This is a genomic window from Candidatus Berkiella aquae (assembly GCF_001431295.2).
Lineage (GTDB): Bacteria > Pseudomonadota > Gammaproteobacteria > Berkiellales > Berkiellaceae > Berkiella > Berkiella aquae.
On the sequence record NZ_LKAJ02000001.1, the window covers coordinates 302,274 to 317,366 of the forward strand.

Sequence of the window (15,093 nt, forward strand, 5' to 3'; positions counted from 1 at the left end):
CTAGCAGAAATTAGAACCAGTAGACAAAGACAAACAAAAATAACCATACAACGTCGACAAAGTGCCAATACCAAGCAACCGCTTCAAATGCAAAATGATGTTCTGGGGTGAAGTGGCCTTTAATACAGCGTAGTAAAATCACAATCAACATGATGCTACCGATGGTAACGTGAGCACCATGAAAACCGGTTAGCATAAAAAAGGTTGAACCATAGATCCCAGAAGCCATCGTTAATTTATAGACATGATAAGCTTCATAATATTCATAAGCTTGGCATGATAAGAAGGTCAGACCCAAAGCGATGGTGAGGAAAAGGCCAACGATCAGCTGAGTTCGGTTTTTCTTGTAAAGTCCCCAATGAGCCCAGGTAATCGTCGCACCGCTTGTCAGTAACAATAAGGTGTTAAGTGCTGGCAATCCCCATGTTGGCATAGCGTCATGAGGCCCTACAAATAATTTAGGATCAGGATTTTGTAGTAAAGGCCAAGCCAGTTTAAATTCTGGCCACAGATAAGTATGCGTTGCAGCCTTAGCCCCCTCACCCGCTAACCAGGGTAGTGCTAAATTACGCGCATAAAATAAAGCGCCAAAAAAGGCAGCGAAAAACATGACTTCAGAAAAAATAAACCATGCCATTCCCCAACGAAATGACCGATCCATTTGTTTGCTATAAAGTCCCTGATGACTCTCACGAATGACATCGCGGAACCAGCCAAACATAACCGAAGCAATAGCCAGCGCTCCGATAAAAAAGAGATAATGACCAATCCAATGGCCATGTATCAGGTTAACAATCCCCAGCATCGTTGCGCCAAGCCCGAGCGAACCCAAAATAGGCCAATGGCTTTGTGCGGGGACATAATAATGTTCATGTTGAGTTGACGTCTGTGCCACAAAAGTCTCCCTAAATCTTGTCAGTCACATCAAACAAAGTGTACGACAGTGTTAAGGTATGGTACTGAGCAGGTAATGCTGGATCTACCGTAAACACTAAGCGAAATTCTTTTTCTTCTAATGGATTCAATGGTTGATGCACAAAACAGAAGCATTCAACTTTATTGACATGCTTTGCAGCTAATCCGGGGGTCACACTGGGAATCGCTTGGACGACTCTAGGTTGATTGGTTAAGTTTTTGACACGATACGATGTCGTCACGTATTCACCGGGGTGAAGCGTTACTTTTCTATCTTTGCCGGAAAACTCGCCCGGTGGCATCGCGTGATTGAGGGTTGTTAGAAGTTCAACCGTCACCGTGCGAGACTTATCCACTTTACCCACAGGGGCTTGTGCTGTTGGTGCTGTTTTGCCATTTAAACCGGTAACTTTACAAAATACATTGTAAAGAGGCACTAATGCAAAACAAAACAGAAACATGCCGGCAACAATGGCCAGCATGATAAGAAGCTGTTTTTTTAAACGAGGATTCGCTGTCTCGCTCATTTAATCTCCGGAGGTGTTGAGAAGGTATGGTAAGGAGGAGGCGAAGGTAAAGTCCATTCTAAACCATGTGCATTTTCCCAAACTTGAGCTGATGCTTTTTCTCCGCCGCGAATGGTTTTAATAACGATATAAAGGAATAACAATTGGCTAGCACCAAATACAAAGGCACCAATGCTGACAATTTGATTAAAGTCAGCAAATTGCAATGCATAATCTGGAATTCGGCGAGGCATACCCGCTAAACCTAAGAAATGCATCGGGAAGAAAGTCACGTTAATAGAGATAAACGAAAGCCAAAAATGGGTTTTCCCGAGCGTTTCGTTGTAATAATGGCCGGTCCATTTAGGTAACCAATAATAGGCAGCAGCCATAATAGAGAAGACGGCGCCAGGTACAAGTACATAATGGAAGTGAGCAACCACAAAGTAGGTATCTTGATATTGGAAGTCAGCCGGAGTAATAGAGAGCATCAATCCGGAAAAACCACCACAGGTAAATAAGAAAATAAACGCCAGCGTAAATAACATGGGGGTTTCAAAGGACATTGCTCCTTTAAACATGGTAGCAACCCAGTTGAAAACTTTTACGCCGGTTGGGACAGCAATCAACATGGTGGTGTACATAAAGAACAACTCACCTGCTAAGGGCATGCCTGTGGTAAACATATGGTGTGCCCATACGATGAAGGATAAAAACGCAATCGCACAGGTCGCGTAAACCATCGATGCGTAACCAAATAAATGCTTACGAGTAAAGGTTGGTAGGATTTGTGAGATGATGCCAAAAGCCGGCAAAATCATAATATAAACTTCAGGGTGACCAAAGAACCAGAAAACATGCTGGAACATCACGGGATCGCCACCACCTGCAGCATTAAAGAAGCTGGTACCAAAGTGGCGGTCTGTTAATAACATGGTGACGCAACCTGCCAAAACGGGCATTACCGCAATTAACAAGAAAGCAGTGATAAGCCAAGTCCAGACGAATATAGGCATTTTCATCAAAGTCATGCCAGGTGCACGTAAGTTTAGAATCGTCGCAACGACGTTAATAGCACCCAGAATGGACGACATTCCCATCATATGAATCGAAAAGATGAAGAAATCCGTCGAAGGTGGTCCAAATGTTGAGGAAAGCGGTGCATAGAAAGTCCAACCAAAATTAGGAGCGGAGCCTTCCATAAATAGCGTACTAATTAAAATGGAGAAAGCAATCGGCAAAATCCAGAAGCTCCAGTTATTAAGGCGTGGTAAAGCCATATCTGGTGCGCCAATCATGACAGGGATAAGCCAATTTGCTAAACCGACAAAAGCAGGCATCACGGCACCAAAAACCATGATAAGGCCGTGTAAAGTGGTTAGCTGATTAAAAAATTCGGGATTTACTAATTGTTCACCGGGCCTAAAAAGCTCGGCACGAATAATCATTGCCAAGGAGCCTGCAAACAAAAACATGGCAAAGCTAAACCAAAGATACATCGCGCCAATATCTTTATGATTCGTCGTAAATACCCAGCGTAATAATCCTTTGGCAGGACCATGATCGTGATGATCATGAGCGTGATGATCGTGCGATGTAACAGTATTAGATACACTCATGGTTATTCCCTAAATTAAGACTTTTTCTGTATTGCTTCGCGTACTTTGGCGACATCACTTGGTTGTACGATATCTCCGGTATTGTTACCCCATGAATTACGTTCGTAAGTGACAATGGCGGCAATATCAAAATCGCTTTTTTGTGTACCAAATGGGGGCATTGCATTCTTGCCTTGAATAATTTGACGAATTTGTTCAGTAATATGCTCTTTCTCTGTCACAATTTTACTGCCAACTAAAGAAGGAAAAGTCGGTGGCATGCCTTCACCGGAGGCTTTATGACACATTGCGCAGATGCCGTTGTACTGTTCTTCACCATGTGCCATTAACTCTTCTTTGGAGTAATGTTTATTTTCAGCAGGCACAGCAGCGGCAGGTTCAGAAGAAGGTGCTCCTTGTTCTGCTGCCTTATCGGTAGGAGCGGGAGCAGGCGCGGGCGCGGGTTCTGCTGCTTTGGCATTGGCTGCTTTTTGTTCTGCGAGCCAAGCTTGATATTCTGCTAGCGGTTTTGCTTCAACAACAATCGGCATAAAGCCATGTTTTACACCACAAAGCTCAGCACATTGGCCGCGATAAGTGCCTGGTTTATCGGCATCGATTAACGTCCAAACTTCATTGGTGAAACCTGGGATAGCATCTTTTTTGACGCCTAATGCAGGCACCCACCAAGAATGGATAACATCTTTTGCTGTCATGATAAAACGAATTTTTTTACCAACAGGAACGACTAAAGGCTTATCGACTTCTAATAGATAGTGCGGGTTTTTAGGCGCAAGATTATTAAGCTCATCTTCTGGCGTTGAAGACATACTCAGAAAGTTGATCCCTTCATCGATATAATCATATTGCCAGTACCAGCGATGTCCTGTGACAAGAATGGTGACTTCCGCTTTGCTGGTATCGTCCATTGCAATCAGAACACGGGTTGCAGGAACGGCCATGACAATTAAGATCACAAAAGGAATAATGGTCCAGATGATCTCAACCGTTGTGCTTTCATGAAAATCCGCTGGTTTATGTCCATTGGCTTTACGGTGACGAATAATCGCATAGATCATCAACCCGTAAACCAAGATACCAATAGCAACGCATACCCATAGAATGAGCATATGTAGGTTGTAGATATCTTGACTGGTTGGCGAAGCGCCACGTGTCATGTTTAAGGTATAATCTGCCCAGGCATTGCTACAAAAGAATGCACTGAAGGCGAGGGTAAGACGCGACAAAACAGGCCATGAAGGCATGCCAGAACTCTCCATAAATTACCGAATTAGTTAGTTTTTTAAAACAAAAAATGCAAGTAAGCACCCCTTGCTACTTGTGACGTCATCTAGCTTGATGGTTAGTCTGATTCATTGTTTCTTAAGGCTGGGCGTACTTTACCTTGGTTTTTAAAAGAGTGGAATACTTGATGTGTTTACACGGCTATTTGACGACAAAATGAGTAATTTTTTTAACTCTTAAATATGTCATTTAGGATGGCACGTGACCTGGAAGCGTTGCTCTGTTTCTAGACACATTGCAGTAAGGGCATTACCCCAAACACATCCGGTATCTAAAGCATAGGCTCCTTGCGTTTCAGTTTTTCCTTGCAATGCTGCCCAGTGACCGAAGATTAATTTATCTTGAGCTGTTTTGCGGGTAGGAATTGAAAACCAAGGAAGGTAACGAGCTTCATGTGTTTTTTCACTTTTATTACTGAGATCTAGCGTTCCATTCAGATCACAAAAGCGCATCCGAGTGAAAGCATTGACAATAAATCGAAAGCGATCCCAGCCGGTTAGCTTGGGATCCCAAAGGTTAGGATGGTTGCCAAACATAGCATGGAGCGCTTCAAAGGAATGTGGACCTTGCAGGATGGTTTGCGCCTCTTCAGCGAGTGCTTGTGCCTGCGCAAGACTCCAGTGTGGGTAGATCCCTGCATGGCAGAGTGCAAATTGTAATTGTGGATCGTAATGCATTAAGGGTCTGTTTATAAGCCAATTAACTAATAGTTCTTGATCGGGCGCATGTAAGATCTCTTCATAAGTATCACCATGCTGGGGCAAGATAGCGCCAACGGATGCCGCTAATAGGGTAAGGTCGTGGTTACCAAGCACACAAATAGTATTCTCAGGTAATTCACTAATAAAACGCAAGGTGCGTAAAGACTCTGGGCCACGGTTAATCAGATCACCCGTGAACCATAAGGTGTCTCGGGTGCGATCATAATCAATCACTTCTAAGAGGGCTTCTAGCTGTGAAAAGCACCCCTGGACATCGCCAATAGCATAGGTCGACATTAGTTGACCAGCTCTGGCACGGCTAAGCGAAAAGGAGGGATAATCGCATCATAATAAGTGCCATTGGGGCAGACCATTTGATAGGTGCCATGCATGCTACCTACGGGGGTTTTGAGAATCGTGCCGCTTGTATATCGAAAACTACGCCCCGGCTGAATTAAGGGTTGTTCCCCAACCACGCCTTCACCTTTGACTTCTTGAACCTGACCATTAGCATCTGTAATAAACCAATGTCTTTTTAGTAGTTTGGCTGGCTCCTTACCGTGATTTTTAATGGTGATGGTATAGCTGAAAGCAAAACGTTTCTGATGAGGGGCAGAATGATCTCGTAAAAACTCAGTAGCGACTTCCACTCCAATCTTACTCACATGCAGCACAATGGATTCCTTTTGTGAAACAGTCCCAATCAGGATACGGATTGCTGATTGGTTTTGCAACTAAGCTCATAATCAGCTTGATTAAACGACTAATCTTTCCCAAGCTTAAGACATCCCTAAATTAACATGGATGAAACCATGCCTTTTGAGTCTGTTGACAACCTAAGAATGTACTATGCGCAAGAGGGCGATTGGCACAGTAGCCAAGATACGCTATTACTGATTCATGGGTTAGGCTCAAGTTCACAAGATTGGGAATATCAAATACCTGCTTTATCCAAGCATTTCAAAGTACTCACGTTGGATTTGCGTGGTCATGGTCAAACCGATAAACCGAATATGCCATACAGCATTCTTGCGTTCACCCAAGATATTGTGCTGTTGCTTCAAGCGCTAAAATTAGAAACGATGCATGTTGTCGGACATTCAATGGGCGGCATGATTGCATTTCAACTTGCGCTAGATCATCCGGCTCTGGTTAAAACATTGACGATTATTAATAGCGCACCACAAGTTGCATTTCCTTCTTTTCGGACTCGATTTAATTTTTATTTGCGCACGTTAAGTGTCAAATGGTTCGGCATGAAAAAATTAAGCGCAAATCTTGCGAATGCCTTGTTTCCAAAACCAGAACAATCTGCTTGGCGTGAGACATTCATTGAACGTTGGTGTCAGAATGATCCGCAAGCTTATTTAAATTCATTACAAGCATTTCAACATTGGGATGTGCTTGCCAGAATCCATTCACTCAATTGTCCAACCTTGATTATCACCGGCGATGAAGATTATACCCCGGTAGCATACAAGCAATTTTATAGCCAATTTATTAAGAATGTTCATCTGGTTGTTATTCAAGATTCCAGGCACTTAACGATTATTGATCAAGCGCCATCTTGTAATCAGGCCATAATCGAGTTTATTTTGAAAAATGAGGGAACAAGATGAATATGAATAGTATGATAAAAAGTTTTGATAAGGCAGGTTTTATCCAAAATTGGGGGTGGTTTCTGGCATGGGGGCTGATTCTTTTTTGTCTTGGATTGGCAGCCATTGGTGCTGCGATATTTACTACGCTCCTTTCAGTCATGTTTCTTGGCGGGTTATTTATCTTTGGTGGTGTGATTATTGTCATTGACAGTTTTCATTATTGGAAAGGAACGGGTAAATCGTTTTATTTGAACTTATTGATGGGCATTTTATATTTTGCATTTGGTTTAATGCTGATTATTAACCCATTAGTTGGCGCAGCAACGCTCACACTCTTATTATCCGTTTTATTTGTATTATTGGGGATGGCTCGAATTATGTATGCTTCCTCAACACGATTTCCACAATGGGGTTGGATGTTATTTAGTGGCATTCTAACATTAGTATTAGGTATTTTAATTGTGGTAGGCTGGCCAGCATCGAGCTTATATGTCATTGGTCTGTTCATTGGTATCGATTTAGTTTTTGGTGGCTGGGCTTACATTATGGCAGCATTAATGGGCCGAATGTTGGTTAAAAAAAATTAGTGAGAAAAACACCTTAATTTGACAAAAATGGCAAGCTTTGAAAGAATCGCAGCATTTTTGTCATTTAAGGAAGTTGTTCATGAGAGTGTTAGAATCAAATGAAGTGGTTGAAGTTGCCGGTGGCAGTGTTCTAGGTGTTATCTGCTATGGAACCATCGGTTTTTGGGTCGGTGGCTTTCTTGGGTTTTGTGCCGGTGTATTGCCAGCGATACCCGGTGCTATTGCAGGAATGACACTGGGCGCTTATCTTGGCACCGATGGCACGCCACAAGTTATTGTGATTCGTGAAAATGGTTCTACCGTTGGGTAATTCGTAAAAACAGGTAAATAATGAAGCAATCAACCAGCGCTAAATGGACGTATGCCACCCTTACGGTACTCGATTATGTGCTGGTTAGCTGTTTTCTAATCATTGTTGTGATATTTAAATTATTGTCACTCCCTTTTCAGATGCTCAGAATGTTCATGAATGTTAAGTTTGCTTCTGAAGATAATGAAGCAATGGAAGTCAAACTGATCAATTTGATCCGAGAATGGGTTGTTAATCATGAGAATGATTTAGCGGATGCAACCGAATCTTTTGGTGAACAAGAAAGCTACTTTGCCAAAATTAGTCCTAAAAACGAAGAAGCTGCAACCTTAGATATTGAGATTGGTTATCCCAGGTATCTGCGAGTGAGCATGAATAATTACGGTATTGAGTTCGATGAAGATGAAATTGATCGGGGTGAACAAATACTACATGATATTCTGCTTTCTTACGAGAATGGAAAATATTATCTCAAAAAATGGTATTACAAAGGACAAATGATTGAGAAATGCTTAGTCATTGAATTAGAAAATGGCAAAACGTATACTTCTAAAGTCGATGAATTTAAACTGCTTAGAAAAGTCATTGCGAAAGTAAAAACCAAAAAATTTCTACCCATTGCCTCTCTTGAAGCATCATGACAGGTGGCTCTAACTCCAACCGTGGGGTAGAGATCCTCAAATTATTGTGGGCTCGATTTATAAAACAGCCTTGGCAATATAAATTAATTACGCTTGCCTTATTAATCGTCGTATTCGTATGGATGGTGATCTTTTATTCTTCGTTTTTACTGTGGCATCTTTTTTCCTTTATACTCACTAAGCCGTTATTACACTTAGTTGAGTGGTACTTAAAAAAGACTGCATAATCTATCGTTCACATTTCACGATGTCCATATAAGTGTCTTGTTGTGGCTGTGCTTGCGACCATGGTGCAAGGTCTTGTTGATATTGTTGATACGCTAAGGTTAGGGGATAACCGGCCATTTGTATTTGTGCTAAGAGCGCACGCCCCTCGTGGCAATGAGCCTCTAGGCGCTCCAGTAATGCGAGATAATGATTTGCTGGTGTATCCTCGACTGGGGGAGCTTCTAATGTGCTGCGAGTTTCAACATAATACTGTTCTAAATAATCAGCATAATCTTTATGGTTTTGTTGAACAAAGTTAGCAATAGTCTCATGGTTAGCCATCAACCAAGTTAAGCAGGCATGGGCTGGGACATTGTGAAGAAATTGTTCGTTAATCCAGGCAAGATCCATCTCGTTGCAAGGAGCGAGTATGAACTCGGGCCCGTTGATGCGTGTTTCATCGATTGTGCTCATGTGCTGGGAAAGTTCACCGTAGCGAATTTCTAGATAGTGATAATAATCTTCTGATAGATTGTGGATGAAGCTTGCAATGTCGCTATGATTTGCCATCATCCAGGTTAAATAGACTTCAGCAAGGATTTCAGGATCGCTTTCATTACCCTCATTTACCTCTTCCTGTGCAGATTCTTCACAGGGTAGCGCGGCTGTACTGACTTCTTGCACGGATTCTTCACAGGGTAGCGCGGCTGTTTGCGGACATAATTCAGCAAATTTCGCTAATAATGTTGCTTGATTGTCAATAAGACGTTGATGATATTCGCAATCTAAATGTTCTTGTACAAATTGTGATAGTTCAGGGTATTGCGTGATGAGCCAGGTTAAACAGGCTTGCACGTTGTGTTTATTTTGTGCTTGCTCATGAAACCAGTTAAGTCCTGCTTCGCCAAAATTTTCGTCATGGAGTAGCTGTGAATGCATTCTTTCATTATTTAAAACAAGGGTTAAAGCATTTCGCGGTGCATTATCATGATGAGATGTCACAAGATCCTGTAAATCAGGATTGAGGGCAATCCTATCCATGGCGCAAATGCCCTGTTGATTATAAATATAAGGATTGGCACCGTAATGAATAAGATTACGTATTAATTTTTGGAGGTCATGCCTCTTTGAGTGATGCTCTAATGCAAGGTGGAGCGCTGTATTACCGTCATTATCCTGATGATTAAGATCTTCAGCGCGAATGGCTAAATCTTGTGCGAGATCTTTATTACCATGAATGATTGCCAACTGTAACGGCGTAAAATCCTGATAGACTTCATTGCTGTCGCAGCCCTGTCCGATGAGAAACCTAATAATATTCCTTGGGGCACCATGACGAATGGCAGTATGTAAAGGAGGGCGTTTAGTGACTTCTTTCAAGTCGCGAATATAAGGAAATAAAAGTTTGAGTAATGATAAATTACCCGACATGATAGCTTCATCGAGCGGTGTTGGTACATTATGCTTCATGCACCAAAGTGACGTTTGAGTGAAATGGCCTTTTGATAATAATAAGGCGACTAATTCCATATTAATATAATCGGGACTATAGCTTATCGCTGTAAGCAAAGGCGGTGTCGTTTTATCATCAAAAGAGGCATTCTGCCAAATTAACCGTTTAACGCTATCCCATAAATGATGGTTGATACAAAAATTTAATAAAGCACCACGATTGATAGAAGAGTGCAGATGTACATTTTCGTTGATGAGCATTTCAATGATCTTAAGATGATTTACTGGCGCTAATCGTGCTAAATGACAGGCATGTTCCATGATGTCACGGTTATTTAATTTAATACTGACATCGGCGCCATTGCGCAATAAACGAGAGACAGCCTCAAGTTGACCACAGGTGATAGCGTAATGCAAAGGTGTTCCCATTTGCCTATCAAACGCGTTGCAATCGATGTTTAATGATTCAAGCGCATTCATCTGTTCGAGATCATTCAATTTTGCTGCGGTATGCCAACTAAAAACACTGGAGTTGGGGGTTTTATGCTTGCTGAGTAAGTGATGTGCTGGTGCTGATTGTTCAAAATTTTTATAAACTTGCAGCACCGCTTTGTGCCTTAAGCGAATGGCAGCATCGACAGGTGTTTCATTTTGACAAGTGAGGGTAGTGTCGGCACCGTGTTTGAGTAACGCATTGGTTAATTGCGGCCAGTTCTGAGTGGCGGCAAAGTGCAGAGCGGATTGGTCTTGTATCATCTCGTTAGGGTTAGCACCATATTGAGCAACCAGCATCATGGCAAGTTGTTCGTTATGCGAAGCTAATGCAATTTGCAAAGGCGTCATGCCTTGAAACACTTGATTAACATCGGTTTGGCCTTGAAGGAGCAATTCAACGATATCAAGCGCTTGCGTTCTGCAAGCAACATGCAGAGCCGGTTCAATTTGTGTAAGCCATTCTTGATAAACGCATTCGCAGGCGGCTGATAAATCATTATTTTTGAGAGCTTCAAGTAATGGTAAGGGATAGCGGTTAATTGTTTTTTCAAGCGCTTGGAATTCTTTTTGAAATAAATTTTGTGGATTGGGGTAAATGAATTTCGCATGAAGTTGGTTTGTGACTTTTGGATTATATTCGTGAATGAGTTGAATTTTCGCTTTTAAACCTTTCTTTGTCAGTGCTGTTTGGTAATCTTTTATAATATCCTCAATCTCTTGAGATTCGTTTTGGGCTCGTTGTAATTGTTGATTTAAGCCTTTCCATTCAGAAGATTCACTTGGCATTGTCTTTAGTAAATCGGCAATTTCAACAGGGGAATAACGCGAGGTAGAGTAGATAATAATACTTGGGACTTCAACGCTATCAGTAATAATGGGAGGATCGATAGAACTCATTGAAGGAAGCAAGGTGGTTTCCCAAATAGCGGATGCCTGCTGAAATTGTGATTGATAGCGTTCAAATAGGGATTTTTCCTGTCTTAATAAAGCTTCAATCTCTTTTAAATAGGGAAGTAAGGTATTGGATTTACGAGGATTGTTGCGATTTAAACGATAATCATAAATCAATTTTTCAGTAGCGCGTGAATTAGGTAGCAGGGTAGGTAAGCCGTAACTTTTTCCAAAATGAGGATTAGCGCCCTTTTTTAATAATAGGGTAATGATTGGAATATTTTTTAATTCAATCGCCCGCCCTAAGGCGCTCATGCCTTCACAAATCTCGTTTACATCAACATCATTTTCGATTAATGCTTCAACAAATTCAATTTTTTGTTGCGCAATCGCCTCATGTAAAAGCGAGCGAGGGAAACCGTCTGCATCCCAATCTTTGCTATTTTTTAATTCTTTCTTGAAGGTCGGTAAATCATTTTTAGTAATGGCTTCAATCAGTTTTTTAGTATGAGGATAATGGAAAAAATTGTAGTGAAATGCAGAAATCGCTTTGCCGATCATTAAGAGACTACCCGTTATTTAAGAGCGTAAATTATCTTATAACGGCAAATAAGTAGATCCAAGAATTCGAAGATAAACGGTGAAAACACGGCGGCGAGTAGCCACCGTGTTCGAACATAAGGCTAAGTAACGATTTAGCGCTTTTTACCCTTATTGCGAGTAGAGCTTAGAATAACCGGTGTTTCATCATCACTATCAGCGGGTTCTTCTTTAACCACCACCTTAGCTTTGCCTTTAGTGTCCGATTTAGTCTCTTTTGGCTCCGCTTTAACTTTCTCTTTAGGTGAAGTTTTCGCAGAGTCTGCTTCTTTCTTAAATTTAGTCAGCACTTTCTTCGCAGGCTTTTCTGCAACGGCTAATTCAGGGTGCTCTTTACGAAGGCGTGCTGTCTCTCTTGTCAGAAAGCCAGGTAAGTGTTCAACGAGCGCTTGACGGCTTTGATTTAAATCCTCTAAGTGCTTTTGACAAAGTTCATCAAAGAGTTTGATTAATGTATCGCTTTCTTTCTTAGAAAGTGTTAACTCTTTACAAACAGCTTGCGCCATCGTTTTTACTCTTTTCTGAATCTTATCAACTTTCAGATCTTTATTTTCAGCTTCAATGCTGTTGATTAATTCTTTGTCATCGAGTGCTTTTAGCAGCGCAATTTGCTCAGGTTTTTTTAATTCGTTGAAATCTTGCAGTTGAGTTAACAGCTCACTGAGCTTTTCGTAATTCTCAATGTCAATCAGCTTATCAACGAAGGTCATTAATGCTTTGACAGATTTCATTTTAGGGAGTTTTTCTTTTGCTTCTTCAATGCTAGCAAAGTCATTGACATGATTAGCAATAATGTTAGCGATAGCATCTAAATTTTCGGCTGAACTTGCTTCTGCTAATATTTTTTTAGCCGTTTTTCTCAAATCGGATAATGTAATTTTTAATTCAGGCATTGCTTTGAGGCTGTCAATTTTAGCCAATTGTTCTTTGAATGTTTTGAGTTGATCTTTGGATTTAACCGTTAATTTGACTAATTCTGGTTTAACAAAAGATTGTGTAATACCCATGCTAGAAGCAGCTGAAGCCGCGCCTTGTTTAATTTGACCCCAAATTTGACCTAACATATTTTATCCCCTAGTTGTTTAACTTTGATGCAGTGCATTTTACGTCGTTCTGTCTCGGAAGGAAGAAAAACCCGATGAATGGTGGGATTAAATGGCTAAATGATAGAAGTTAGGCGACGAAATTTTTATAAGTATGATATGAAATTACTTAGGTTTTATATCAATAAAGGATTATGATGAAAAAGTTATCAAAAGTTAGCATTGTTACTTTATTATTGGCTACGGGATGGTGGGGTTTTGTTGCGAGCGCTGATAATCGTAACCCATTACCGCCGGCAGCGCTTGAGGCATGCTCAGACAAGGGCTCAGGTGATATTTGCTCTTTTGTTAATGAAAAAGGAGACTCTATCAATGGATCTTGTAGTTACCAAGGGAATGTTGATGGGAAGCTTTATTGTGTCCCAATCCATTAGAAGCGGCTTCAAAAATGTCCTTTTGCATTGATCCCGTGTTGCAGGAATTTCTACGCTGCTCGAAATTCCTGCGCCTTGGCTGAATTAGTTTTGGTATGCTGCTAACCACCCTTTGATTTGGGCTTGCAACATGGGTAGCGTAACAGCGCCTTGCTTGAGTACTTGATTATGATATTCGCGAATATCAAAGCGTTTACCTAATTGCTTTTTAGCCAAGGTGCGCAGCGATTCAATTTCGCGTTTACCTAACATGTAGGACGTTGCTTGTCCGGGGAGCATAATGTAGCGATCAACTTCGGCTTCAATAATATGCTCTTCTAAAGCCGTGTGTTGCTTCAGATAGTCAATGGCTTGTTCTCGGGTCCAGTTCATAGCATGAATACCTGGATCTACCACTAAGCGGGCAGTCCGTAAGGCCTCGTTGGATAGCATACCAAGCCGAGACATATCGTCTTGATAAAGTCCCATTTCATCTGCCAAACGTTCCGTATATAAAGCCCAACCTTCCCCAAATCCAGCATTCCATAAAAATTTATCAAGGCTATGATGGCTACTATCTTCTATGGAAAGCGCCACTTGAAAATGATGCCCTGGGATTAATTCATGAAATAAAGTCGCTTCATGATCAAGGCGGCATTTTTTATGAGGTTCATAGGTATTGATGTAAAAGATCCCGGGTCGTTGCCCATCTTCACTGGGAGGGTGATATTCACCTGCTGCACCCGTTATCGCACGATGTAAGGGATAAGGTTTCAACGTTGCTGCGGATTTTGGTACCAAATCAAACCACATGCCTGCTTTATCATAAGCTTTTTTGAGAGCAGCTTGATTGTAAGCGAGTATTTCATCTTCGGTATTAAACCGATTTCGAGGATCTTCTTTTGCTAGACGAAAGATAGTGGCTATATCAGAAGTACCAAATTCACGTTGACCGATGGTGGCAACTTCTTTTTTTAATTGTTCCATATGCTCAAGCCCAAAATCATAAATGGCTTGAGGTGAAATGGTCAGTGTCGTTTCTTTTTGAATTTTGCTTTGATAACAAGCGATATTGCCAGGTAAAGCGGAAACCGCAATATCGGTACGCGCTTTAGATAAATAGTCTTTTTCTAAAAAATCGGCATAGCGTTTCATGGCAGGATAAATCTGATGATGAATGACCTTCATCATTTCACTTTTAAAATGCGCATCGCCATCTCGTAAGGCAAAATCAAAGAAAGGGGATTTTTCGACGGGAGTATCTAAAAGGATAGCTAATTGCCGCAAAACGCGAGTGACTGCAGGCTTGGGGGCAATATAGCCTTGTTGTAACCCTATTTTCAGATTAGTGATTTCATCATTAACGATCTGTTCAACGCCTTGCCAGCGTTTGAGAGCATTTTGCCGATTTTCTGGCGTTCCAACGGGCTGCTTTTCAGCAATCATGGTTAAAATATTATGCCAGCCATGTAATGGATTAACATCCCATAATTCATCTTTACATACTCGAGCTGCTTTATTATTTTCCAATGACTGTTTGAGTAATTGATAAGTAATAAATGCAGCGCTTCCTTCTAAAGGTTTAACGGGAATAGCATTTAATGCCTTCAAAAACTCATCTTCGGTTTTTTGCCATGTGAGTAAAGCATTTAAAGAGTGATCCGTGAACTTATCTTGCGCAACATCGGCACGACCCCAAAACATCCCCATTTCTGGATAATGTTTAAAATAGGCTTGCTCATAGCGGGTAGCTAATTGAGAAACTTCTTCTTGATAAGCCGTGGGTGTCATTGCAAATGCGCTCAAAATAAGGCTCCATTGTAGTAAT

14 protein-coding genes are annotated in these 15,093 nt (G+C 41.3%); 5 read left to right on the top strand and 9 right to left on the bottom strand.

Annotated features, from left to right (window positions below; all coding sequences use genetic code 11):
• Positions 1-10 precede the first annotated feature (10 nt).
• The 6 genes from HT99x_RS01435 to apaG form a co-directional block, all read right to left on the bottom strand.
• Positions 11-895 (bottom strand): cytochrome c oxidase subunit 3, encoded by an 885-nt coding sequence (locus HT99x_RS01435; protein ID WP_075066508.1) that lies wholly within the window; start codon positions 893-895, stop codon positions 11-13.
• A 10-nt stretch (positions 896-905) separates the two neighbouring features.
• Positions 906-1,442: a cytochrome c oxidase assembly protein gene (locus tag HT99x_RS01440; RefSeq protein WP_075066507.1), complete on the bottom strand. Its 537-nt coding sequence runs from the start codon at positions 1,440-1,442 to the stop codon at positions 906-908.
• Positions 1,439-3,040 carry a cytochrome c oxidase subunit I gene (gene ctaD / locus HT99x_RS01445; RefSeq protein WP_075066506.1) on the bottom strand — a complete coding sequence of 534 codons (1,602 nt, stop codon included), beginning with the start codon at positions 3,038-3,040 and terminating at the stop codon, positions 1,439-1,441. Before ctaD ends, HT99x_RS01440 begins: the two co-directional genes overlap by 4 nt.
• Before the next feature lie 14 nt (positions 3,041-3,054).
• On the bottom strand, positions 3,055-4,284 hold the full coding sequence (gene coxB / locus HT99x_RS01450; RefSeq protein WP_075066505.1) for a cytochrome c oxidase subunit II: 1,230 nt from the start codon (positions 4,282-4,284) through the stop codon (positions 3,055-3,057).
• A 225-nt stretch (positions 4,285-4,509) separates the two neighbouring features.
• Positions 4,510-5,322 carry a symmetrical bis(5'-nucleosyl)-tetraphosphatase gene (locus HT99x_RS01455; protein ID WP_075066504.1) on the bottom strand — a complete coding sequence of 271 codons (813 nt, stop codon included), beginning with the start codon at positions 5,320-5,322 and terminating at the stop codon, positions 4,510-4,512.
• Positions 5,322-5,702 carry a Co2+/Mg2+ efflux facilitator ApaG/CorD gene (apaG, locus tag HT99x_RS01460; RefSeq protein WP_075066618.1) on the bottom strand — a complete coding sequence of 127 codons (381 nt, stop codon included), beginning with the start codon at positions 5,700-5,702 and terminating at the stop codon, positions 5,322-5,324. Before apaG ends, HT99x_RS01455 begins: the two co-directional genes overlap by 1 nt.
• Positions 5,703-5,837: 135 nt before the next feature.
• On the opposite strand from apaG, the gene HT99x_RS01465 reads away from it, so the two are divergent.
• The 4 genes from HT99x_RS01465 (at position 5,838) to HT99x_RS01480 (ending at position 8,164) form a co-directional block, all read left to right on the top strand.
• Positions 5,838-6,644 (top strand): alpha/beta fold hydrolase, encoded by an 807-nt coding sequence (locus HT99x_RS01465; protein ID WP_075066503.1) that lies wholly within the window; start codon positions 5,838-5,840, stop codon positions 6,642-6,644.
• Between the two features lie 2 nt (positions 6,645-6,646).
• Positions 6,647-7,213, top strand: coding sequence for an HdeD family acid-resistance protein (locus HT99x_RS01470; protein WP_259565123.1), 567 nt, complete (start codon positions 6,647-6,649; stop codon positions 7,211-7,213).
• 79 nt (positions 7,214-7,292) lie between these two features.
• Positions 7,293-7,523, top strand: a complete 231-nt coding sequence (locus HT99x_RS01475) for a hypothetical protein (RefSeq protein ID WP_075066501.1) — start codon at positions 7,293-7,295, stop codon at positions 7,521-7,523.
• A gap of 20 nt (positions 7,524-7,543) precedes the next feature.
• A complete protein-coding gene (locus HT99x_RS01480) occupies positions 7,544-8,164 on the top strand; it encodes a hypothetical protein (RefSeq protein ID WP_075066500.1) in 621 nt (206 codons plus the stop codon).
• A 228-nt stretch (positions 8,165-8,392) separates the two neighbouring features.
• On the opposite strand, the gene HT99x_RS01485 is transcribed toward HT99x_RS01480, so the two are convergent.
• Positions 8,393-11,770 carry an ankyrin repeat domain-containing protein gene (locus HT99x_RS01485; protein ID WP_075066498.1) on the bottom strand — a complete coding sequence of 1,126 codons (3,378 nt, stop codon included), beginning with the start codon at positions 11,768-11,770 and terminating at the stop codon, positions 8,393-8,395.
• Positions 11,771-11,904: 134 nt separating this feature from the next.
• Positions 11,905-12,873, bottom strand: coding sequence for a hypothetical protein (locus tag HT99x_RS01490; RefSeq protein ID WP_075066497.1), 969 nt, complete (start codon positions 12,871-12,873; stop codon positions 11,905-11,907).
• Between the two features lie 176 nt (positions 12,874-13,049).
• On the opposite strand from HT99x_RS01490, the gene HT99x_RS01495 reads away from it, so the two are divergent.
• Entirely contained in the window at positions 13,050-13,286 is a 237-nt protein-coding gene (locus HT99x_RS01495; RefSeq protein WP_075066496.1) for a hypothetical protein, read from the top strand.
• An 84-nt stretch (positions 13,287-13,370) separates the two neighbouring features.
• Here HT99x_RS01495 and HT99x_RS01500 read toward each other — a convergent pair whose 3' ends face one another.
• On the bottom strand, positions 13,371-15,071 hold the full coding sequence (locus tag HT99x_RS01500) for a DUF885 domain-containing protein (protein WP_235528444.1): 1,701 nt from the start codon (positions 15,069-15,071) through the stop codon (positions 13,371-13,373).
• Positions 15,072-15,093: the final 22 nt, after the last annotated feature.